The organism is Corallococcus exiguus, assembly GCF_009909105.1.
In the GTDB taxonomy this organism is placed as follows: Bacteria; Myxococcota; Myxococcia; order Myxococcales; family Myxococcaceae; genus Corallococcus; species Corallococcus exiguus.
This window is the reverse complement of sequence record NZ_JAAAPK010000016.1, coordinates 16,757-38,457: the sequence shown is the minus strand read 5'-3', so window position 1 is coordinate 38,457 and position 21,701 is coordinate 16,757. Positions and strand designations below refer to the sequence as shown.

At 68.1% G+C, this 21,701-nt stretch carries 18 protein-coding genes, 1 tRNA gene and 4 pseudogenes; 6 read left to right on the top strand and 17 right to left on the bottom strand.

Annotation, left to right across the window (positions count from 1 at the left end):
* Positions 1-51 precede the first annotated feature (51 nt).
* Both GTZ93_RS39460 and pyk read left to right on the top strand, forming a co-directional pair.
* A complete protein-coding gene (locus GTZ93_RS39460) occupies positions 52-867 on the top strand; it encodes a hypothetical protein (protein WP_120577607.1) in 816 nt (271 codons plus the stop codon).
* Between the two features lie 99 nt (positions 868-966).
* A complete protein-coding gene (gene pyk, locus GTZ93_RS39455; protein WP_120596074.1) occupies positions 967-2,397 on the top strand; it encodes a pyruvate kinase in 1,431 nt (476 codons plus the stop codon).
* A 9-nt stretch (positions 2,398-2,406) separates the two neighbouring features.
* Here pyk and GTZ93_RS39450 read toward each other — a convergent pair whose 3' ends face one another.
* Entirely contained in the window at positions 2,407-3,915 is a 1,509-nt protein-coding gene (locus GTZ93_RS39450; protein ID WP_121754114.1) for a GAF and HD-GYP domain-containing protein, read from the bottom strand.
* 173 nt (positions 3,916-4,088) lie between these two features.
* On the opposite strand from GTZ93_RS39450, the gene rpe reads away from it, so the two are divergent.
* Complete coding sequence (rpe, locus tag GTZ93_RS39445; RefSeq protein ID WP_139917084.1) at positions 4,089-4,748, top strand: ribulose-phosphate 3-epimerase; 660 nt, start codon at positions 4,089-4,091, stop codon at positions 4,746-4,748.
* Position 4,749: 1 nt separating this feature from the next.
* Here rpe and GTZ93_RS39440 read toward each other — a convergent pair whose 3' ends face one another.
* Positions 4,750-5,148, bottom strand: a complete 399-nt coding sequence (locus GTZ93_RS39440; protein ID WP_120577602.1) for a response regulator — start codon at positions 5,146-5,148, stop codon at positions 4,750-4,752.
* Between the two features lie 253 nt (positions 5,149-5,401).
* Here GTZ93_RS39440 and GTZ93_RS39435 point away from each other — a divergent pair.
* Positions 5,402-5,478, top strand: a tRNA-Pro gene (locus tag GTZ93_RS39435).
* Positions 5,479-5,667: 189 nt separating this feature from the next.
* Positions 5,668-5,907: a DUF2188 domain-containing protein gene (locus GTZ93_RS39430; protein ID WP_139919194.1), complete on the top strand. Its 240-nt coding sequence runs from the start codon at positions 5,668-5,670 to the stop codon at positions 5,905-5,907.
* A gap of 234 nt (positions 5,908-6,141) precedes the next feature.
* On the opposite strand, the gene GTZ93_RS39425 is transcribed toward GTZ93_RS39430, so the two are convergent.
* The 10 genes and pseudogenes from GTZ93_RS39425 to GTZ93_RS42395 all read right to left on the bottom strand — a co-directional run.
* Positions 6,142-7,311 carry an IS30 family transposase gene (locus GTZ93_RS39425; protein ID WP_257979240.1) on the bottom strand — a complete coding sequence of 390 codons (1,170 nt, stop codon included), beginning with the start codon at positions 7,309-7,311 and terminating at the stop codon, positions 6,142-6,144.
* Positions 7,312-7,393: 82 nt separating this feature from the next.
* Positions 7,394-7,990 (bottom strand): annotated as a pseudogene (locus GTZ93_RS39420) (IS3 family transposase); the annotation flags it as partial.
* Positions 7,991-8,361: 371 nt separating this feature from the next.
* Positions 8,362-8,646 (bottom strand): annotated as a pseudogene (locus GTZ93_RS43125) (IS4 family transposase); the annotation flags it as partial.
* 646 nt (positions 8,647-9,292) lie between these two features.
* Positions 9,293-10,027, bottom strand: a complete 735-nt coding sequence (locus GTZ93_RS39405) for a glycoside hydrolase family 16 protein (RefSeq protein ID WP_120579397.1) — start codon at positions 10,025-10,027, stop codon at positions 9,293-9,295.
* A gap of 31 nt (positions 10,028-10,058) precedes the next feature.
* Positions 10,059-10,286, bottom strand: coding sequence for a DUF3060 domain-containing protein (locus GTZ93_RS39400; RefSeq protein WP_121755269.1), 228 nt, complete (start codon positions 10,284-10,286; stop codon positions 10,059-10,061).
* A gap of 9 nt (positions 10,287-10,295) precedes the next feature.
* Positions 10,296-11,180, bottom strand: coding sequence for a hypothetical protein (locus GTZ93_RS39395; protein WP_126935443.1), 885 nt, complete (start codon positions 11,178-11,180; stop codon positions 10,296-10,298).
* Between the two features lie 74 nt (positions 11,181-11,254).
* Entirely contained in the window at positions 11,255-13,960 is a 2,706-nt protein-coding gene (locus GTZ93_RS39390) for a WD40 repeat domain-containing serine/threonine protein kinase (protein WP_139919192.1), read from the bottom strand.
* A gap of 345 nt (positions 13,961-14,305) precedes the next feature.
* Positions 14,306-14,569, bottom strand: a complete 264-nt coding sequence (locus tag GTZ93_RS39385; protein ID WP_139919191.1) for a hypothetical protein — start codon at positions 14,567-14,569, stop codon at positions 14,306-14,308.
* Between the two features lie 478 nt (positions 14,570-15,047).
* A pseudogene (locus GTZ93_RS43120) lies at positions 15,048-15,917 on the bottom strand (transposase).
* Between the two features lie 199 nt (positions 15,918-16,116).
* Positions 16,117-16,380, bottom strand: a pseudogene (locus tag GTZ93_RS42395) (integrase core domain-containing protein); the annotation flags it as partial.
* A gap of 416 nt (positions 16,381-16,796) precedes the next feature.
* Here GTZ93_RS42395 and GTZ93_RS39370 point away from each other — a divergent pair.
* On the top strand, positions 16,797-17,801 hold the full coding sequence (locus GTZ93_RS39370) for a hypothetical protein (RefSeq protein WP_257979239.1): 1,005 nt from the start codon (positions 16,797-16,799) through the stop codon (positions 17,799-17,801).
* Positions 17,802-17,904: 103 nt separating this feature from the next.
* Here GTZ93_RS39370 and GTZ93_RS39365 read toward each other — a convergent pair whose 3' ends face one another.
* The 5 genes from GTZ93_RS39365 to GTZ93_RS39345 form a co-directional block, all read right to left on the bottom strand.
* Entirely contained in the window at positions 17,905-18,039 is a 135-nt protein-coding gene (locus GTZ93_RS39365) for a serine hydrolase (protein WP_257979238.1), read from the bottom strand.
* 85 nt (positions 18,040-18,124) lie between these two features.
* Complete coding sequence (locus GTZ93_RS39360; RefSeq protein ID WP_139919189.1) at positions 18,125-19,432, bottom strand: leucine-rich repeat domain-containing protein; 1,308 nt, start codon at positions 19,430-19,432, stop codon at positions 18,125-18,127.
* Between the two features lie 26 nt (positions 19,433-19,458).
* Positions 19,459-19,671: a hypothetical protein gene (locus GTZ93_RS43115; protein ID WP_257979236.1), complete on the bottom strand. Its 213-nt coding sequence runs from the start codon at positions 19,669-19,671 to the stop codon at positions 19,459-19,461.
* Positions 19,672-19,693: 22 nt separating this feature from the next.
* On the bottom strand, positions 19,694-20,875 hold the full coding sequence (locus GTZ93_RS39350) for a hypothetical protein (protein WP_139919188.1): 1,182 nt from the start codon (positions 20,873-20,875) through the stop codon (positions 19,694-19,696).
* 88 nt (positions 20,876-20,963) lie between these two features.
* A complete protein-coding gene (locus tag GTZ93_RS39345; protein WP_139919187.1) occupies positions 20,964-21,689 on the bottom strand; it encodes a hypothetical protein in 726 nt (241 codons plus the stop codon).
* Positions 21,690-21,701 lie beyond the last annotated feature (12 nt).

The window sequence follows — 21,701 nt, the reverse complement described above, 5'->3', positions numbered from 1 at the left end:
GGAAGTGCCGGGTACGATGCCCCCCGCGTGACGCCCGAAGCCTTCCGCCAGATGTCCCTGTTCCCCCGTGGCTCGTCCGCGGAACGCGCCGCCGCTTCCGCGCAGCGCGTGCCGGAAGGCCCCGCGCCGCTGCCGCCGCGCAACCGCGTCGTGGAGGAAGCGCCGCGCGTCCTCACCGCGTCGCGTGAGGAGCTCTGGTCGCGCGCGGAGTCGCTCGCGTGGCGGTTGAGCGCGAACCTGGGCATGCCGGTGCGCCTGGCCGTGACGGACAACCGCTCCACCATGGTGTCCTTCCGCCGCGGCTCGCAGGTGCTCCAGCTGCGGCTGCACCACATGTTCCTGGACGCGCCCGAGGTCATCGTGCGCGCGGTGGCGGACTACGCGGGCCGGGGGCACCGTGCCGCGGGAGCCCTCCTGGACGAGTACATCCGGGGCCAGCAGCCGCTCATCCGCCAGCTGCGCCGGGAATCCGACGCGGAGCTGAATCCGCTCGGCCGCTGCTTCGACCTGCGCGCGCTCTACAACGGCGTCAACGAGGCCTACTTCCAGAACGCCATCCAGGCCCGCATCGGCTGGGGCCGCATGCCGCCGCGCCGCCGCCGCAAGTCCATCCGCCTGGGCGTCTACGACCACCAGACGCGCGAAATCCGCATCCACCCCGCGCTGGACAAGCCGGACGTGCCTGCCTTCTTCGTGGAGTTCATCGTCTTCCACGAGATGCTCCACCAGCTGTTCCCCAGCAGCAATCGCACCGGGCGCCGCGTGCACCACCCGCGCGCCTTCCGCGAGCGCGAGCGCACGTACCCGCACTACGCCGCCGCGCTGCGTTGGGAGCGAGAGAACCTGGGCACGCTGCTGCGCGGTTGAGCGCACGCCGAGCGGCCTGGACATTTACTGGTTTACCTGCTCGGTCGCGCTCCGTGACTCCTTGACCGAAACGCGCTGGGGCCGGATGTTCGGCCTCATATGCGACGAGCAAAGATTGTCTGCACCCTCGGTCCCGCCAGTCAGACCCCGGAGATGTTGGAAGCGCTGCTGGAGTCCGGCATGGACGTGGCCCGGCTCAACTTCTCCCACGGCAGCCACGAGCAGCATCAGGCGAACATCGACATGCTGCGCGCGGCCTCGCTGAAGGTGCGCAAGGCGGTGGGCATCCTGGGCGACCTGCAGGGCCCCAAGATTCGCACGGGCCGCTTCGTCACCGGCAGCACGGAGCTGAAGCACGGCGCCACCTTCCACATCACCACCGACGAGACGGTGAAGGGCACGGACGAAATCGTGTCCACCACGTACCCGCACCTGGCGGCGGACGTGAACCCGGGCGACCGCATCCTCCTGGATGACGGCCTCCTGGAGCTGCGCGTCGTGGAGACGGACAAGAAGCAGCTCATCAAGACGGAAGTGATTCACGGCGGCATCCTGAAGAACAACAAGGGCATCAACCTGCCCGGCGTGGCGGTGCGCGCGGACGCGCTCACGCCCAAGGACCGCGAGGACCTCATCTTCGGCCTCAAGGCGGGCGTGGACTACATCGCGCTGTCCTTCGTGCGTCAGCCGTCCGACCTGGACTCCGCGCGCCAGGCCATGGCGGAGGTGGGCCGCACGGTGCCCATCATCTCCAAGCTGGAGAAGCCGGAGGCCATCGCGCGCCTGGACGCCATCCTCGACAAGACGGACGGCGTGATGGTGGCCCGAGGCGACCTGGGCGTGGAGATTCCCCCGGAAGAAGTGCCCGCCGTCCAGAAGGACATCATCCGGCGCTCCAACCTGCGCGGCCTGCCCGTCATCGTGGCCACGCAGATGCTCAACTCGATGATCGACAACCCGCGCCCCACGCGCGCGGAGGCCAGCGACGTGGCCAACGCCGTGTACGACGGCGCGGACGCGCTGATGCTCTCGGGTGAGACGGCGAGCGGCAAGTTCCCCCTGGACTCCGTGCAGATGATGGAGCGCATCATCCTGGCGGCGGAGTCCTCCTCCCGCGCGCAGCTCCTGCCGCGCCAGATTGAGGCCCCGCTGGGCCTGCCGCTGCACTTCCCGGACGTCATCGCGCGCGTGGCGTGCGAGGCGGCCAAGGCCAGCGGCGCCACGCTCATCGCGGCCTTCACGCTGTCCGGCGTGACGGCGCGGTTGCTCGCGCACTACCGGCCCACGGTGCCGATTGTCGCGTTCAGCCCGAACCAGGAGGTGCGCCGCCGCCTGTCGCTGCTCTGGGGCGTGGTGCCGCGCGTGCTGGAGCCCATCCAGGAGACGGAGACCATGCTCCGCCGCGTGGAGGAGGAGCTGGTGTCGCGGGGCCTCGCGCGCAGGGGCGACCGCATCGTGGTGGTGTTCGGCGCGCCGGTGGGCCAGCCGGGCAAGATCAACAGCCTCCGGCTGCACACCATCAGCGCCTGATGCAGGGCCCTACGCCGGGCTCTTCTTGAGAGCCCGGCGGGGAATCTCCGCCTCGACGAAGATGGTGAAGAGGTCCTTGTCGAGCTGTCCGGACCCCGCCTCCTTCTTGAGGATGTCCAACGCGAGCGTGTGAGGCACGGCCTTCTTGTAGGGCCGGTCGCTCGCGGTGAGCGCGTCGTAGATGTCGCAGATGGACATCATCCGGGACTGCACCGGAATCTCCGGGACGGCGCGAGGGTAGCCCGTGCCATCCAGCTTCTCGTGGTGCGCGTACGCAATCTCCGGCACGCGGCGCAGCGCGCGAGTCCACGGAATCTGCGACAGGAAGCGGTACGTGTGGTCGACGTGGCTCTCGATTTCGCGGCGCTCCTCCGGGGAGAGGGTGCCGCGGGTGATGGAGAGGGATTGGATTTCATGGGGCAGCAGCAGCGGCTTCCCATGGTCATGCGCGTCGGTGAACGTGAGCTTGCCCAGCTCCAGCAGCCGCTCGAAGTTGCCCTGCGCGAGCACCGTCGGCTTGTTGCAGGTGAGCAGGAAGCCCATCACCTCATCCAACTGGGCCAGCTCCTGGCCGAGCCGCGCGTCCTCCTCCTGATGGATGGAGGGCAGGGCGGACAGGCCGCGAACCTCCACGGAGGCCAGCCGGCGCCGGGAGCTCTGCAGCTGCAAGTCCTTGCGAGCCAGTTGGAAGCGGGCGCTGAGCGCCTCCAGCTCGTGCGGATACAGCTTCTCCGCCTTGACGAGCACGTTCTCGCGCACGCCCACCTTGCCGAAGTCGTGCAGCAGCGACGCGTACCGCAGCTCCTGCAGCTCCACGGCGGTGAAGCGCGTCTGGGCATAGGGGCCGGTGGCGCGGTGCTCCAGCGCCTGGGCCAGGGACACGGTGAGGTCCGCGACGCGGCCGGAGTGGCCCGCGGTGGAGGGGTCGCGCGCTTCGATGGCGACGACGGACGCGGAGACGAAGCCCTCGAAGAGGCGGTTGATTTCCTCGTGGAGGAGGGCGTTCTCGATCGCGCCGGCGGCCTGGGCGCCCAGGGCGAGCAGCAGCTCCTCGTCCTCCTCGTCGAACACCTGCCCGCCGCGCTTGTTGAGGGCCTGGATGACGCCCGTCACCTCTCCATTGGCGTCGCGCATGGGGACGCAGAGGATGGTGTGGGTGCGGTAGCCGCTGGAGATGTCGAAGCTGCTGTTGAAGCGGGCGTCGGCGTAGGCGTCGGGGATGTTGATGACGGCGCCGGTATGGGCGACCTGGCCGGCGATGCCGCTGCCCATGGGGAGACGGATTTCGTTCTTGGAGCCCTGGGCCACCTTGCTCCAGAGCTCCTCGCGCTCGCGGTCCAGGATGAAGAGCGAGCAGCGGTCCGACTCCACGACCTTGGTGGCCTCATAGAGGATGAGGGGCAGCAGCAGGTCGAGGTCGCGCTCGGCGCTCATCGCCTTGGCGACATCCAGGATGGACGTCAGCTTCGCGAGCCGGCGGGACAGGTTGGGGGAGGCGGGCACGGACTGGGGAAGCACCGAGGCGGGCTCCGTGGGATGCGGCGGATGGCCGCGGGCGCGCCAAGTTGTAGCACGCAGGATGTGTTGGCCGCCCGGCCCCCCCACCTGCCAGGTCCACCTGTGTCCGCAAGCACCCTGTCCTGCCGGGCGAAGGTACCAGGGCCCACCGGAAGCGGTTATGAAGCGCCGCCATGACCCGCCCTGTCCGCATCTCTCCGTCGCTGCTCTCCTGTGACTTCAGCCGCCTGGGTGAAGAGGTCCGCGCCATCGAGGCCGCCGGTGCGGATTGGATTCACGTGGATGTCATGGATGGCAGGTTTGTGCCCAACCTCACGTTGGGGCCGGTCATCGTGGAGGCAATCAAGCGGGTGGCGACGAAGCCGCTGGACGTGCACCTGATGATTGTGGAGCCGGAGAAGTACGTGGACGCGTTCGTGAAGGCGGGCGCGGACGTGCTGACGGTGCACCAGGAGGCGAGCCCGCATCTGCACCGCACGCTGCAATCCATCCGTCAGGCGGGAGCGAAGCCGGCGGTGGTGTTGAACCCGGGCACGTCGCTGTCGACGATTGAAGAGGTGCTCGGGGACGTGGACATGGTGCTCTTGATGAGCGTGAACCCGGGGTTCGGCGGGCAGTCGTTCATCGAGTCCACGGTGGACAAGGTCCGCCGGCTGCGCGCGATGTTGGACGCGCGGGGGCTGAAGGACGTGGACATCGAGGTGGACGGCGGCATCAACGCGCAGACGGCGAAGCGCGTGGTGGACGCGGGGGCGACGGTGCTGGTGGCGGGCAGCTACGTGTTTGGCGCGAAGGACTACGCGCAGGCCATCCGTTCGCTGCGCCCGGCGTGAGTCAGGCGGCTTCGGGCGAAGCGGGAGGGCGCACGGCGGCGGCGGCCATGCGGGCGATGCGGGTCATGAAGGTGGGGTCGCACGGCTTCACTTCGTAGTCGTCGGCGCCCAGCTCGAAGCACACGTGGCGTGTGAATTGATCCTCCACGCCACTGAGCATGATGACCTTGCAGTCGCGAGTGACGGGGTCCTTCTTCAGCTGCGCGAGCAGGTCCCGTCCGTCCTGGTGCTGATTGATGTCCAGGATGATGACCGCGGGCCGGTGTTTGCGGGCCAGCTCCAGCACATGTTCGGAGGTGGTGTCGGACACGCAGACGAGGCCGGAGCGCTTGGCCTCCCGGGCGAGTGCGGACACGACAAGGGGCTCATCATCCGAGATGAGGACAGTGGGAGCAGTCATGGTCCTCTGTGGGGGAACAGGGGCGGATCAACGTGCAACATCTTGGAAGTACAGGAAGGCCCGGATCTTGTGAAGAGGGTGAACATTGTCCCGTCCTGAAGGGTAGGTAGGACAACAGTCGGGGGAGCGAGGGGGTTGGTGAGGGGGAGGGAAGGGGGAGGCAAAAGAGTCCGTTGACTGAAGGAAGCGGCTCGGATAGATCCGCCCTCGCTTCGCCGGGCCCGAGGGCAGTTCCTGGCGCAGCACCGGATATCGGGGAGTGGCTCAGCCTGGTAGAGCACTTGGTTCGGGACCAAGGGGTCGCAGGTTCAAATCCTGTCTCCCCGACCATTCAAAGGGCGCGGAATCCTTGGAGAAATTCAAGGGTCCGCGCCCTTCGTCTTTTGGCGCCTGGAAGGCTGGCCAGGCGCCGCTCGCGACTCCCGTGACGAACTCCCCTGGTGTGCAGGCGAGTGTCAGACCCTGGAGGTACCTTGCCTGCTGTCCCCAATTCTGGGGCACCAGGTAGGAGGTACGCAGATGGCGAAGAACACGAACCGCGGTGGCGGCGTGCACACGACTCCCAACCCGAACGGCAGTGGATGGGTGAATCAGCAAGGCGGGGAGATCCGCAGCACGCACCGGCTGAAGGATCGAGCCGAGGAGGCTGGAAGGTCTCAAGCGAAAGATCAAGGCGTCGAGCACACCATCCACAAGCGTGATGGCACCATTGGCGAAAAGAACAGCTACGGCAATGACCCTGCTTCGTCCAAGGGATAGCAGTTTCTAGCAAACGTAGCGGGACGAGCATGAACTGGTGACGGACTGGGGGCTTTAGAAGCCTCCAGTCCGTTCTAGTTTGGGGCTCTCCGCTTCGTTCCTAGCGTCGTGTCGCATTGTATTGTTGCGTCCGCCTACCCCCATAGAGACCCACAATTAGCGCCTCTCTAGATGGGGCCTGACTGACCACATGCCTACAACCCACTACCCAAAACTGAGAGTCACCCGGCGCTCTCAATCGGTCGTCGCAACAGCTGACGCGAATACTTCGGCAGGCGTTCGCCATGCAAGCGTTTGCCGCGGGCGTCCGTTAAGTTCGTACGCGATGGCGTCGAGTTGCTTGCTGGAGAGCGTGCTCAGGTCCATGCCCTTGGGCAAGTACTGGCGCAGCAGCCCGTTGGTGTTTTCATTGCTGCCGCGCTGCCAGGGACTGTGCGGGTCGCAGAAGTAGACTTGTACCTGGGTGTCGAGGGTGAAGCGTGCGTGCTCGGCCATCTCCATGCCCTGGTCCCACGTGATCGAGCGGCGCAGGTGCTCGGGCAGCCGTTGAATCTGCTCTGTCAAAGCTTCGCGGACGCGCTCTGCCGTCCGGCCGTGCGGCAACTCGAGCAACATCACGTAGCGGCTGTATCGCTCCACGAGGGTTGCGACAGCGGACTTGCCTGCCTTGCCGATGACGAGGTCGCCCTCCCAGTGGCCTGCGACGGCGCGGTCCTCGGCTTCTGGCGGCCTTTGGCTGAGCATCACCATGTCGCGCAGCTGTCCGCCCACGTCGTTGCGTTTGCTGGGCCGGCGCTGGGTCCGGCCCGTACGCAGGCAGGCGGTGAGCTCTTTGCGGAGCGCGCCTCGCGCCTGCACGAAGAGCGAGCGGTAAATGGTTTCGTGAGACACGCGCATGTGAGGCTGCTCGGGAAAATTCGCGCGCAGTCTGGCGGCAATCTGCTGGGGACTCCAGCGCCGGGCCAGGCCTTGCTCCACCTCGGCCCTCAGGGGGCTGTTCGCGGCAAGCTTGCCAGGTTTGGAACGACGCGCCCTGCGCGCAGCGCCTTCCTCAGCACGCCATGCCCGGTACTTCCTCCTGCCACCCGTTGCGGCCACGTCGCGTGACACGGTGGACGCGGAGCGTCCCAACCGACGCGCGATGGCTCGCATCGACTCGCCCGCCTGGCCGCCGCGTGAGACCTCCTCGCGTTCCTGCTGCGATAGGCGCAAGGGCGAGCGCGGGCGCACGCGCGGCGCCACTCCCCCCGTCTTCACCAGGAGACGCTGAATGGATTTCTTCGAGCAGCCGATGGCCAGCGCCGCTTGCTCGAAGCTCTCGCCAGCGATGACACGCCGCCGAATCTCCAGTCTGTCCTCACCCGTCAGCCTTGCTGCTTTCCCTCCGCCTCGCGCCCAGTGCATCCTGTCAAGCAGGGTGCCATGGCAAGCACCCAAGTGGTGCGTTCACCGCTTGAGAGCGCCCCCGCTTCCGTGGACAGGTTGACTACGCTGCCTGCCTCGGTGCCTCAGTCGTTCGCTCGTACTCGGCCGGGCTGACATAGCCGAGTGAGGAGTGACGACGCCTGCGGTTGTAGAACACCTCGATGTATTCGAATAGCGCGAGCCTCGCCTCCGCGCGCGTCTTGAAGTTGCGCGTGTAGACGAGTTCCAACTTCATGCTGCTGAAGAAGCTCTCGACGACGGCATTGTCCCAGCAGTTGCCCTTGCGACTCATCGAGCAGGTGATGCCGCGCTCGGCGAGCCGCCGCCGGTAGTCCTCGCTGGCGTATTGACTCCCTCTGTCAGAGTGATGGAGCGCAGGGGCCGTCCGTCCAGTGAGCGCCATGTCGAGGGCGGCGAGCGCCAGTTGCCGGTCGATTCTCTCGCCCATGCTCCAGCCCACGACGCGGCGGCTGAAGAGGTCGAGGACGACGGCCAGGTAGAGCCAGCCCTCGGCGGTCCACACGTAGGTGATGTCGCTAGCCCAGATGCGGTCGGGCCCTGGCGGCAGGAAGTCGCGGGCCACCACGTTGGGGGCCACTGGATGGGCATGCTTGCTGTCGGTGGTCCGCACGAAGGGGCGTCTTCTGCGTGCCGCCAGTGCGCATCGCGCTCGCCTGGAATCAACCCGCCCCGGGGGCAACCCCGTGCACCCGCGTGAACAGTTTCACCGCAAGTGGAGGAAAGCCCTCGCTGTTTCGGAGTGTCGTACGCGCTGCTTGCTTGTCCTGAGTGTTCTGAATCGGTCGCCCGAGCAGACAGGCCCACATCGGCGTGCACCGGCACTCCGCCATCCGCTTCGTCACGCCCGAGGACAGACACTTCGGCCGCGAAGCGGCGCTACTCGCACAGCGCCACCAGGTGTCCCAGCGCGCCCGCGCACGTCACCCCGAGCGCTGGAGCTGCGACACCCGCGACTGGACACCCGCAGGTCCTGTGCGCCTCGACCCCTGAGTCATCCCCTCATCTGAATCAGATGAGCCCGAAGGCTTCGCGGAACACGGTTTGCTCGCGTACCAACTGACCAAACCGCTCCACCAGCGGGCGCAGTCGCTCATCGCTCATCGCTCATCGCTCATCGCTCATGCGCGGCATGGCCATGAAGTAGTAGGCACCTTGAGTGAAGAGCGAATGAGTCCGCTTCTTCGCGGTGTTCACCTTCAAGTGCTTGTCGTAGCCGAGCGCCTCGCCCGCGGCCCCCAGCAGCGTCAGTAGCACCTGCGCCAGGGCGGAAATGAGCAGCAGTCGGTCTCTGCGGTCCGAAGTATAGGACGGATAGGAGCCCTGTTGAGGGCGGCGGGCTGGTGAAGAGGGGTCAAGAAGGGCCGCTGGAGGGTGACGCGCGGGCTGTGCGCCGGGCCGGAGCAGAGGCCGTACCGCCCCTCGGGGCACATGCCGGCCCAAGCGGCCCAGCCAGGCGGCAGGCCGCAAGGGCGTGGGCTTCCAGGTCACTGTGGGTGCTTGAGCTCAACACCACGCGCTCTGGGGTGGACCCTGTGCCAGGGCCAGCTTCGCAGGCCGCGAGGGCAATGCCAGGTGTTCCAGAATGGCGCGCCCCCCACCGGGGGCCGTCAGGTATGCCAGCGCCCTCCTACGGCCTCCACACCGAGAGCAGGCGAAGACATCCAGCGCGAACGTCCGGCGCAGCAGTCCCGCCCAATCCAATCGCGGCGTGCGCTCCATCGTCGACTCCACCGTCGCAGCCTGGGCCGGGCTCGCCTCCTCCAGCCCCGGCTCCGCCCCCGCTTGAGGGAGCCGCTGGCGTCAACCTGTTCACCGTGAAGGGTGGGCCGCACTTCCTGCTCTTCACGGCGCCAGAGTACTTCAAGGCCGCGGTGAGCACGTTCGTCCAGAAGCGGCGTGCTCCTCGCGCGGCCTGTTCGCTTTGACCCGCACCTGACGTCTACGGAGCGGGGATGAACTTGAACTCCGCGATGACGATCTCGACCTCCTGACCGTTCTTGGGCGCGAGTCCCTGGAAGAGCCAGAAGTTCATGTGGACGGGCAGGGGGTTCTGGGGAATGCGCTGGACGTAGTCCGGTGGATTGAAGAGCCAGCTGGCCATCTGGTTGACGTTGCCATCCTGGTGGCCATGCAACGCCTGGAAGTAGACCTGCCTCGACGACCACTGGAAGCGGTGGGTGGAGTAGGTCCCCCCGAGGCTGATGGGGTAGGCCTGATGGGAGTAGGGGACGCCCGTCACCGCGGGGTACACGGCCCAGTTGCCCATCTGCGGCTGACTGCCGCCCCACTTCGCGAACTCGATATCGATTTCATTCGTGGCGTCCGGGCCCACGTCGGGACGCGTGTAGTTGAACAGGCCCAGGACCACGTTGTCGTCGAAGAGGTCCGGCCGGCCAATCACCTTGAACTGGTAGGTGCCAAACCCCAGCCGCTGCTGCGGCATGTAGACCTCCGCCGTCGTCCAGCGTCCGTCGCGCCACGCAATCTTCAGGTGGAGGTAGCCGTTCGCATCGACCCAGGCGTTGCGGTCATCCCAGGCATTGGGGCCCGGGCCGCCCTGACCGCTGCGCACCTCCCATTGATAGCCCGAGAAGGAGACGCTCTTCGCCTCCGCGAGCGGAGTGAAGGCGATGCTGGAGACGAGAGCGATACCGAGGACCTGTGAGCCGCGCATGGATGACCCCATTTCGGGAAGGGTGCCAACGTCAAGCACTCCTTCCAATATATCCAGTTTTTCCTGGAATTGAAATGGGATCGCCTCCGGTGAGGTTGCTGGGCTTCTGAATGCGATCTGGCGACTCCTTCTCCTGGGTGACCTTGTTGTCCATGCCGGTGCGGCTGATCTTCGGCTTCGACTTGCCGTGGCCGCGCTTCCAGGTGACGGAGTTGGAGCTCCCCGTCACGGAGATGGCACGGGTGGCCTCCACCTTCACCTTCGCGCGTCAGGGCGCGCAGCCTGGATCGGCTGGACTCCAGGTGTACTGGGAGTCCAGCGTCAGCTTCTGTTCCACCACGGGGCCCTTCATTCCGCGCGCGGTGAGGAGGAAGGTCTGCTCCGGCGCCGTGCCCGAAACCTCCGCGCGGTAGATGAAGCGACAGCCTGCCGTCCACGTGTCATCGGGCACGGGCGCGCGGGAGCCGTCGAGGCAGGGCTCCGGCGCGAAGCCCACCTGGGCGGCGCTCTCCGAGTAGCGGTCCTTCTCCCCGAAGTACGCCTTCTCGGACGTGAAGAGCGCCTTCAGGTTGCTGGCCCCCTCGCACAGCGGGGCCGGCAGGGGCGTTCCCTCCGGCCTGCGCACGCCATGGCACTCCTCGAGGACGAGTTCGGAAGGCCACACCCGCACGGGCTTCCCGTCCACGTACCCATGCGTCATGGAGTACGTGAGCCCTTCGGCGAGTCCGCCCACGCCCACCGCGCGCACGCTGAAGGTGCTGTTGTCGGGCAACGAGCCGGCCACCGAGACCGCGTAGCGGAAGTGGCAACCCGCGAGCCAGGTGGCGTCCGGCGTGGGCACGCGGCTGCCATCCGTGCATGGCGCAGGGGTGGGGAGCCGTGTGACGTCCGTGGTCCAGGCGTCCTTCTCCCCGAAGTACTCCTGCTGGCCCGCCAGCAGCCCGCTGAAGCCGAGGAGCGCCTCGCACCGCAGCCGCTCGCGCAGCTCCTGCTCGGTGGTGCTCCGCGAGGGCGGGACCGGCGCTGGCGCGCTGGCCTTGACCGGAGCCGGCGCGGACCGCGTGGGCGCGGGAGGCTGCTCCTGACGCTCACAACCGCCCAGCACGATAAGCGCCGAGACGAGACGGGTGATCCGGAATGAGAGGCTTCGCACGCGGGACTCCTCGGGTTCGCATTCCCAGGCATCCATCATGGCGTTTTCCGCGCTCCCATTGCCATATCGGGTTCTCAGTCCTTCCCGAGCCCCTCCACCAGGTAGAGCTGGGAGAGCGTCTCGAAGTAGCTGTACGCGTAGGCGCTCCCGTCCGCAGAGAGCGCCAGGGTCATGATCGTGATGAGCCCCGGCGGGGTTCCGCGCGCGGGCACCGTCAGGTGCGGCACGCTTACGCCTGTCTTCATGTCGACCCGGGAGATCTGGACGGGAAGCGAGACACTGCGCAGGTAGAGGGCCGCGCCGCTCGCGTCCCAGCCCACCACCCACTGTCCCGGGAATGTGCCCGGGACCACGCTCTGCGCGTCCCCCGTCGCGGAGAACAGGCGGAGGCTTCCCGATTCATCCACCGCCGCGAGCCATTCCCCATCGGGGGAAATGGCCGTGTGGAAGCCGGTGCCTTCCGCCGTAACGGGCCGGGGGGCGCCGGCGCCCGGCTCGAACACCCACAAGCGGGCGGGGCGCCCCTCCTGGCTCGCGCGCAGCAGCAACCGCTTCCCATCCGGAAACCAGCGTGCCGAAAGCACCGTGGCCACCGGAGCCAATGACACAGGGCGCGGCTCCCCCACGCCGGTGGGCAGCAGGAAGAACTCCATCCGCTCCCCATAACGCACGACCAGCGCCTGCTTGCCATCCGGGGACAGCGCCAGGGGATGCCCGTCTCCCAGCCGGACCGGAGGTGCGCCATCGGTGGTGCGCACGTACGCGCCATAGGTGGGGCCTTCGATCTGGTTCCCCTCGGAGATGAGCAGCATCCGGCCATCCTGGGACAGGTCCGACATGATCGAGGTATCCGCCATCGTGAGCTCCCGCTCCTCCCCCGCTCGCCCGAACACGAGTCCTGAACGGATCTTCTGGTGATCCACCAGGACGGTGCCAGCGTTCGAGATGTCCTGGAGCAGCATCCGACCGGCGATCCGATCCACGAGCCGCGTCGTGCCTCGCAGGTTGACCGCGAACAGCGCGGTGTCCGCACCGATGCGGGCGGCGGTGAACCACACCTCGCTCCCATCCGGAGCCCACGCCAGTCCCCGGGTGCACCCCCAGTCTCCGGAGAGTTCCCGGGGCGGCCCGTCCTTCTCCAGCACCCACACCCCGCCCCGGTCGTCCTTCGGATTCTCATGGAAGAGGAACGCGATTCGCTCGCCATCGGGGGACACCCGCGCGTGGCTGATCCACCCCTGCGACTCGAAGCGCACGGTGCCGGGCGGCTGCTCCAGCCGGAAGGTCTCGCCCACCCGGCGCACCACCGCGAGCGGTCCCTCGCCGCGCCCCCAGTCCGCCTCCAGCACGCCGTCGAGCACGGCCCGCGGTGCGCCGCCCGCGAGCGGCATCAACCCGAGCGTGCCACTGCCATGCTCCGGGTCGAAGAACCGGGGGGCGAGCAACACCGCCAGCTCTCCCCGGGACGACGCGGCGAGCACATCCGCGTTCAGTCCACGAGGCTGCGACAGCGGACGCTCGGTGCGCGCGCTGTAGAGCTCCACGGGGCCTCCCTCCCACGCCGCGCCATAGAGAAACGTGTGTCCATCCGCGGAGAACCGCGCGCTGAGCACGGGGCCTCGCTGGAAGGTGGCCGGTCGGTACGTGGAGCTCGACACCGGGACCTTCCACGGACGCCCGAACGCCAGGAGCCCACCCGCCACGCACAGCAGCGCGACCGCCAGGAGCGTGAACAAGGCCGGACGCGGGAGGGCGCGGGGATGCACGGCCCGGGGCACCTGACTTCCGGAGCGGGACGCGATGGACTCCAGGGCGAAGGCCAGGTCCCGCGCGGACTGGAACCGGTCGCCGGGAGCCTTCGCCAGACAGCGGGCGACGATCGTTCCCAGCTCACCCGGCAGCATGGGGGGCTCGTCGCGGAGCGCGGCGCTCATTCGCTCCACCGCGCTGTCACCCCCGAAGGGGGCCTGACCGCTCAGGGCTTCGTGGAGCACCGTGCCCAGTGAGAACACATCCGCGCGAGGATCCGCGCTCTGCCCGCGGATCTGCTCGGGGGCCATGTAGCCGGCGGTGCCCATCACCGCGCCGCTCCGGGTCACCGCCGCGCCTTCTCCGCGCTCGGTGAGCCGCGCCAGCCCGAAGTCGAGGATGCGGGCACCGCCATCCGCGCACAGGAAGATGTTCGCCGGCTTGAGGTCGCGGTGGATGACGCCGCGGGCATGCGCGGCCGCGAGCCCCTGTGCCAGCTGGATGCCCAGCCGCAGGACCTCCGCCAGGGGCAGCGGCCCGCGCATCAGCCGCGTCCGCAGGGTGACGCCCTCCAGCCACTCCGTGACGAGGTAGGGCGTGCCTTCATGGGCTCCCACGTCGAACAAGGTCAGTAGATGCGGATGGGACAGCGCACCTGCGGCGCGGGCCTCCTGGCGGAAGCGGGCCAGACGCTCGGGCTCCTGGGCGAACCGTGCCGGGAGCACCTTCAGCGCCACGTCCCGTCCAAGTCGCCCATCGCGCGCCCGATACACGTCGCCCATCGCGCCACTGCTGGCATGCCCGACGATGGTGTAGGGCCCCACCTGCTCCCCTGGAACGAACAGGCGGGGCGGAGGGGCCGCTTCTTCCCCCAGTGCTCCCTCCGCGTGCCACGTCGCCGCGATGGCGGCGAGCAGCGTCCCACAGGCGTCACAGCGTGAGGTGTGGGCCTCGGCCAGGGCCCGCTGCTCGGGAGGCAGGCGGTCCTCAACGAAGGCGAGAATCGTTTCCTCGGAAGGGCAACCAGACATGGTGGGAAGCAACTCTAGCCATGGTTGCCTTCAAGGAAGAAGTGGCGGGACCGTCACCTGGTACGCGCGGACGAGCAGGGTGCGAGTCCCCGGCGCACCGAAACCCAAAGCCAGGCTGCACCTCGGCACCCACGCGAAAGCCTCGGTAATCGCGGCGGCGGCTGACCAATCGTTCAGCCACCCCCTGCCATCTCCCACGAGGGGTTCCTCGGTCTCCTCGCTACATGAAGATGTAATTGTAGTCGCAGTTTTCGTTCATGGTTGCGGTGTGAGGGTGATTCACTTCAAGTGGCTGCATGGCGCCGGGGAAGGAAGCCCACGTCCCAGGGGCGCCCCCGGACGGCCTTACGCGGCCTTGTTCGGCTGCGATTGCTCCGCGAGATAGCGCTTGAGTCCCTCCACCTTGTTCTTGAAGTTCGGGGACTCGCGCAGCCCGTCGAAGTATTGGTCCCATTCCTCCCTGCGGGGGGTGACCGGGCCGCCGGGGAGGGAGAGGATTCCGACGAAGTGCTGGAACTCCTCCCCCGGACTGTTCTTCAGGCCCTTGAAGGCATCCATGACTCCCAACAGCGCTGGACCCTTGATGCCGTAGGCCTCTCCCAACTTCATGAGCTGCTTCAGTTGCTGGGGGGGGCTCCGTCAGCAGTTCCGGGCTCTGCTGCGCGAGCTTCTGGATGTCCAGCGGTGACAGCTTCATCTCTTCGGAGAGCACCTTGAGGCTCTCCTCGTCCGCGTCCACCAGCGTGGAGAGCACGGGCTCGGTGATTCCCGCAGCCTGGAGGCTCTTCTTCAGGTTCGCCTCCTTCTTTTCGGCCTCCTGTGCCTTGGTGACGACGGAGATGACGGCTCCGCCAGCGACGAGGAGGCCGCCGGCAATCTGTCAAGTATAGGACGGATAGGGGCCCTGTTGAGGGCGGCGGGCTGGTGAAGAGGGGTCAAGAAGGGCCGCTGGAGGGTGACGCGCGGGCTGTGCGCCGGGCCGGAGCAGAGGCCGTACCGCCCCTCGGGGCACATGCCGGCCCAAGCGGCCCAGCCAGGCGGCAGGCCGCAAGGGCGTGGGCTTCCAGGTCACTGTGGGTGCTTGAGCTCAACACCACGCGCTCTGGGGTGGACCCTGTGCCAGGGCCAGCTTCGCAGGCCGCGAGGGCAATGCCAGGTGTTCCAGAATGGCGCGCCCCCCACCGGGGGCCGTCAGGTATGCCAGCGCCCTCCTACGGCCTCCACACCGAGAGCAGGCGAAGACATCCAGCGCGAACGTCCGGCGCAGCAGTCCCGCCCAATCCAATCGCGGCGTGCGCTCCATCGTCGACTCCACCGTCGCAGCCTGGGCCGGGCTCGCCTCCTCCAGCCCCGGCTCCGCCCCCGCTTGAGGGAGCAGAAATGGCCGCACTTTCGCGCCTGGAGCGAAGATGCCGTGGAACCTTGTGAGGTTTGTCCGAGGCGGAGGCACCAGCGACGCCAGACGACGGAGGAGCTCCAGCCCGGTGAAGAAGAGGCGCGTAGTGCCGTCGGGCAGCGGATGCTTCATCCGGTACGCGAGGCGGCCATCCTCCATACGCGACAGTCACTCCAGCGCCAGCGCGCCACGCGCCCCATAGCGGCACAGCCGCTCCAGCCCCTGCCTGTCGTTGGCATGGAGGTGCGTATTGGCATGCAGGGAGAAGCCTTCCAGGAAGGCGCACCGGGGCTGCTTTCGGGGAGGGGGCCGCACGTCCACCCCCGTCCAGCGCAGCCGCTGCTGCAGGGAATGCGCCTGGTACGCCTGCCGCGCGTCCTCAGGCCCTTGCGCGGGCAGGGCCCCTCTTTTCTCCAGCAGGCGCAGCACCCGGTGACGTACCACCCTCAGCAACCGCTCCACCTCTGCTTGCGTGGGTGGCGGCAACGCCTCGAAGCGCACGCCGTCCTCCCCTGGCACGAAGATGCCGTCCGGCACCAGCGAGTGGAAGTGCGGCGTCACCTGCAAGGCCGAGCCGAAGAACTGGATGAAAGAGACGGCCCCGACCTGCCCATGACGGATGGCTGCTGATCTGGTCGTCGGGATTGGTCCTACATCCGCAGTTTGAACCGCGCCTCACAGGCTTGGTAGTGGCACTGCATGGCCACAGCCTGGTGGCGGCGTCGCAAGCGACTCCACGCCAAGACATGAGTTCCTGGACGGAGTGGCGGACGAAGGCCGTCAGTTGCTCGGTGTTGTACCAGGCGACGAAACGCGCCACCCCCCCCTTCGCGTCCTGGCTGGAGGCGAAGGCGCGGTGGGGGAAGGAGTGGCGGTACTTCAGGATACGAAAGAGGGCCTCGGAAAAGGCGTTGTCGTCCGAGACGCGGGGCCGGCTGACGGGCGGGGTGATGCCCAGCCATTGCAGCGTGGCCAGCAGGGTGGCGCCCTTCATGGGGCCGCCGTTGTCCGAGTGCAGCACCAGCCCTTCGGGGCAACCGGCCTCCTGCCAGCAACTGCGGACGATGACCGGGGACCTGCCGGCCGGCTCCGCGCTTCCCGATGATGTCCCGAACAGAAAAGACTCAATCGCTCTCCTTCTTCGTCAAGCTCCTCGGCGCGTGGAGCAGCGACTGCACACCTGCGTCCGCATGGAGGGAGGCATACGTCGCACAGGACCACTTTTCGGCGGCGAACAACTCGCTGACGGTCGGGTTCTGGTCTGACATGCCCCCCGCTGCGCTCCGCGCGGCTCCCTCCAGAATCCAGGAGCAGTCCATGGTCCACACCTCGGGTATCCCTCGTCGCATCTCCCTCTGGGCAGGCGTTGCCCTGGCGCTGGTTGGCACTCTCACGGGCTGTGCTCCGCCAGGGCCGGAGGACTTGCCCGGAGAGCCCCAGGTGACCCTGGACTCACAATCCCAGGCGCTGGCCTATCCCAACGGGAACAGCCGGACGGTGGTGTCACGGCGCGTCGTCTACAAGGACGCCTCCGGTGGCTACCAGGCGGCGCCGGGCTTCGAGCAGTTCCGCGCGGCCGGTGCCTCCGACAGCACACTGCACGCCATCCGCATCGCCCAGGTGGAGGCCCCGAGCGTGCGCGAGGCCATCGTCTTCATGACCGCCGGGCAGAAGATCTCGAGCAGCGGGCACTCCAGCGGCGTGACGGGCCAGTCCTCCAACTGGGACGCGTCCTGTGACGGCGTCTCCTGCGCCAACGTGGTCCTGGATGGCCGCTCCCTGGCCATGAAGCTCAATGCCCTGGGCTGGTTTCCGGCGGGGAGGACGCACCTGTCCGTGGTCAACGACAACAACTTCGACCACCTGTTCGACAGCGACACGAAGCAGCGCATCGTCAACGGGTTCGTCCACTGGCTCCAGGCCCAGGTCCGACCCGAGACGCGGTCCATCTACCTGGCGGGGAGCTCCCGCGGCGGGTGTCTGGTGATGCGAATTGCCCAGGCGCTCCGCGCCAACACGGCGCTGGATGGCATCACCGTCTACGTGTCGTCGCTGGATGGCGTGTGCAGGAACAGCCAGGGCGAGCTGGGCACGTTCGACACCAAGGTGAACAACCCCGTGCGCCCCTGGGGCACGTTCTACGGCGCGTGGGCCACCAACCTGTCCTCCCAGTTCCCCCGCCGCGAGCGGCTGCACCTGTATCAGGTGGTGGGGGGCCAGGAGGTCGCGCCAGCCACCGGCATCCGCGCCTTCTCCGGGTACGCGGGCGCCACGCCTCCCTCGACGGGCACCGACCTGGACTGGGGCTGGTACAAGCAGACCTGGGTGAAGTGGCAGCACAAGGAGATTGGCAATCCGTACACCGACCCGAGCACGTCGGATCAGCCGCTCGCCATTTCAGAGACGATTGACGCGCAGCTCACCTGGTTGGACGGGCTGCTGTAGCGGGCCCGCGCTCGACTACGAGTCGCCCGCTGGTTACGAGAAGGAGCACCGCGCTGCCGCTTGAGGGCGAAAGCGCGGAACGCTCTGCGGAACCGGGGCAACTTCACTTCCCCACGGGGCCGGACTGGAAGAGGGTCTCCGTCTCCACGGGGACCTGGTGCTCCAGGTTCGCGAAGCCATACCCTTTCGCCAGCACGACCCGCCCGTGACTCACGACGCCCACGGCGAGACCGGGCACGCTCTGCCGTCGCTACCACGTCATAAGTCACCTCGGGGCACGAAGCCGTCGTCGCTCCCGGAGGGCCAAGGCGTCCCTCAACGGTTCAGTACCCCACGTGCAGCCGTCCGGGAGGCAGCGCCGCCTCCAGCCGCTTCACCTCCGGCTCCGGGACGCGGTCCAGCCCCAGCTTGAACTGCTTGAGCCGGGCGAGTGGCGCGAGTCCCCCCGGCAACGCGGACAGCTCCCCCTGGAAGAAGCCGGCGTGCGTCAGCGTCGGCATCCGCCCAAGCCCGTCCACCAGGACCTGGACCCGGCCCGGTGTCATCTTGAAGAAGCGCCAGAACCAGAGCTTCTTCAGCCGAGGCAGCCGCGTCAGCACCTCGGGGAAACCCTCCAGCGCCATCGCGTCCAGGTACAGCTCCTCCAGTGCCTCCAGCTCGCCGAACGCGTCTGGGAGCCGGGTGAGGTTGTTGCAGTAGCGGAGGCTCAACTTCTTCAGCGCGGGGAGGCGGCAGAGCTCCACCGGAAGCGTCGTCAGCGGCAGGCTCTCCAGGCTGAGGTTCTTCAGTGCCTCCAGCTCGCCGATGCGCGGGGAAATCTCCGCGATGTCGTTGGTGTCCAGGTTGAGGCTCTCCAGCCCGGTGAGGGAGAAAACCTCCTCGGGGATGGCCTTCAGCTTCTTCTGCGCGAGCCCCAGTCGCGTCGCCTTCTTGCCCCGCGCCGCCTGCTCCTTCACGGCGGCGATGGCCTTCTCCACCGGGCCAAGCCGGGTGTCCGCCAGCAGGGGACTCCCCGCTCGCAGCATCGTGAGGAGCCCCTTCCGGTCCACCGTCGAGTCGGTGACGTCGCCCTCGTCCTCGTCCTCCACGGTGAAGGCCCCCGGCAGGAGCGCCTCGTGCGGCTCCAGCTTCCTGCGGGGCTTCTCCGTCGCGGTGAGTTTGTCGCCCACGAGCGCGTCCACGTCCAGCGGACCAAACACCCAGAGGTGGTGGTGCTGCTCGACGAGGGTGCGCGCCTTCAGCCCACCGCCGACACAGAAGACGTCATCCCCATACGAGTCGCCGAAGAGCAGCCCCCGGATCCGGACGTTGCCCGCGATGAACATGGCGGAGAACGTCGCCACGTTCTCCACTTCCAAATCTCCCAGCACCACCAGGAGGGTGTGGTCCGCCGCGTGGCCGTCCTCGAGCAGGCCCTTCAGCCGGACGCTGCCAGAGACAACCAGCGGCCGGGGGCCGATGACGAGCGAGTCGGCCTCCAGGTCTCCCTCGTGGAAGCGGACGCCCTTCTCGGAAACTCCCCGCCACCAGGAGGCCAGCTCGTGTCGCCATCCGGGCGTCCCCGCCGCCTCCACGTGGGCCCACACTTCTTGCGCGGAGGCATCCCTCCCCCAGTCCTGCTTCTCCACCATGTCCCGGTGCTCCCTTCCGGGAGCCATCACACCATGGAAGCGCCGCGAGGATCCCTCAGGAGCCCAGGAGGAACCGCGGCGCGACGCACGATGAGGCAGGCGAAGACATCCAGCGCGAACGTCCGGCGCAGCAGTCCCGCCGAATCCAATCGCGGCGTGCGCTCCCTCGTCGACTCCACCGTCGCCAGCTGGGCCGGGCTCTCCTCCAGCCCCGGCTCCGCCCCCGCTTGAGGGAGCAAGTGACGTTCGAGCGCAGGCGCCTCAGAACTCCGCGACGAACGCCAGCTCGCAGACCCGCTCGCGGCACGAGAACACGTGCAGCGCCCCGTCGAGGAACTGCCCGCCCTCGTAGTCGAGCAGGTGTGGCATCTCGCCGTGCGCGCAGCTCGGCGTCGCGTCGGCCTGATCCCAGCGCGCCACGCCGCCGAGGCGAGCTCCGCCCCACCTCGCGCCGCCGCGCTGCTGCGCGAGCCAGTCGTCGTACTCCTCTCCGACCTCCTCGAGCTGATCCGGATCGAAGCCCTTGGGGAACGGCCCGTCGAGATCGAGCGCATCGAAGCCGAAGAGCGCGCTCGACGCGGTCTCCGGCGTGATCTCCGAGCGATAGCGGTACCAGCTCGCCGGCGGCAGCCCGGTTGCCGGGGACGCCGGAGTCACCCGCTGGCTCTCGCGCCGCCAGCCACTCGACGCCGATTGCCACGCCTCGGGGCCGGTCACGCGGTGCCTCGGCTCCACCAGGCGTACGTACGCGACGCGCGGATCGCTGTTCTTCGCGACGCCGCAGTGAAAGCAGAAGAGCGCGGCGAGGCCGCGGCCGCCGGGGAGGAAGTCCGCGAGCACGGCCGGCGTGAGCTGGACGCACATCTCCAGCGGGCGAGCGCAGACGCCGCAGCTCGGCCAGCGCGGCTCGTCGAGCCAGGCGACGGAGCCGTGCGCGAAGCAATCGCCGGGACCGGGATCGAAGCTCTCGGGCTTCAGGTAATGCGGCACCTTCAGATCGACGCAGGTTGGCGCGGTCTCGCGGAGCTCGCGGAGCCAGGGCGCGAACAGCGGGTGCTCGGGGAGCTCGGGGCGAGGCGCCTTGCGCGCGCAGGGCACGCAGGTCTCGGCGGCGTCGCTCCAGCGCGGGTGCTCGCGCACGAAGGTCGGCCATGGGGTCTCCTCCTGCGCGCTGCTCGGCTCGGCCTTGGGCTCCTCGGTGGCCGCGGGCGCGACGACGAGCGGCGTCACCATCACCGCCTTGGGCACGCCCTTGTAGCCCGGCACGGTGCCGTGCACCTCGACCCGGGTGCCGACCGAGGGGTTCACGGCGAAGCTCTTGAGCGCGGTGCCGCCGAAGCGCACCCGACCGCCTTCGTCGAGCTCGATCCACCCGAGGGCGTCGATGGGGTTGAGTTCGACAATCGTCCCTTTTTGCCCGCTCATCGCGCGGAACGCTAACACGCCCGCCTCAGCGGCTCTGCACCGTGAAATCGCGCCCTTCCCAGCGCCAGCGCACTCTGGACTCCGACCCAATCCGCCGACGCATGAATCAGGGGAAGGTCGGGAGTGACGAGGGAAAGGCGTGGGCGCGTGGCATGCCGTGCTCGAAGAGTTCCTGAAGGAGTCGGCAACGCTCGGGTTCGACGGATGTGTCGCAGGTGGAGGCTTCCCGCTGGAGCTCTTCGATCGGGACGAGCGAGGAGTCCACCGGGCGCAGCGCCTGGGAGGAGTAGGCCCACGCGTTACCCACGCGATGCGCGGGCTTCTCGTCCGCGTGACAGAACGCGCAGACGGTGAGGTCGGGCTGGAACATGACCTTCGTGTACGGAGCCTCGGGGGGCACCTCGGCTTCGATGGGGAAGGCCAGTTCTCCCTTGATGGAGCGGCCGGAGGCGTCGAGCTGGCTGAACTCGACGACCTCCGCTCCCGGGCCGTCGGGGACGACCGAGAGGATGAGGGAGCCCGAGAACAGGAAGATGCGGGGGCTGCGCCGGCCATGCGCGGGTTGCGCGCTGAAGTCGCTCTCCGAGGCACTCAGCCGCAGGGGCCGGTCCAGACTCTCCACGAGGCAGGCCACGGAAGTGGGGCGGGGCAGGGAGTTGATGAGCGCCACCGCCTCCTCGATGGTTCCGGGGGCGCCCGTGGCACCGCCGGAGGGAACGCAGTCGCGGGGAAGCTCATCCGGGGGCTTTGAACCATTCGATGCGCCGCAACCTGCCGCCAGCACCGCCATCACCACCTGCGCGAACGCCCTTTGTCGCCACCTGCGCCTCACGTGTGACCTCCA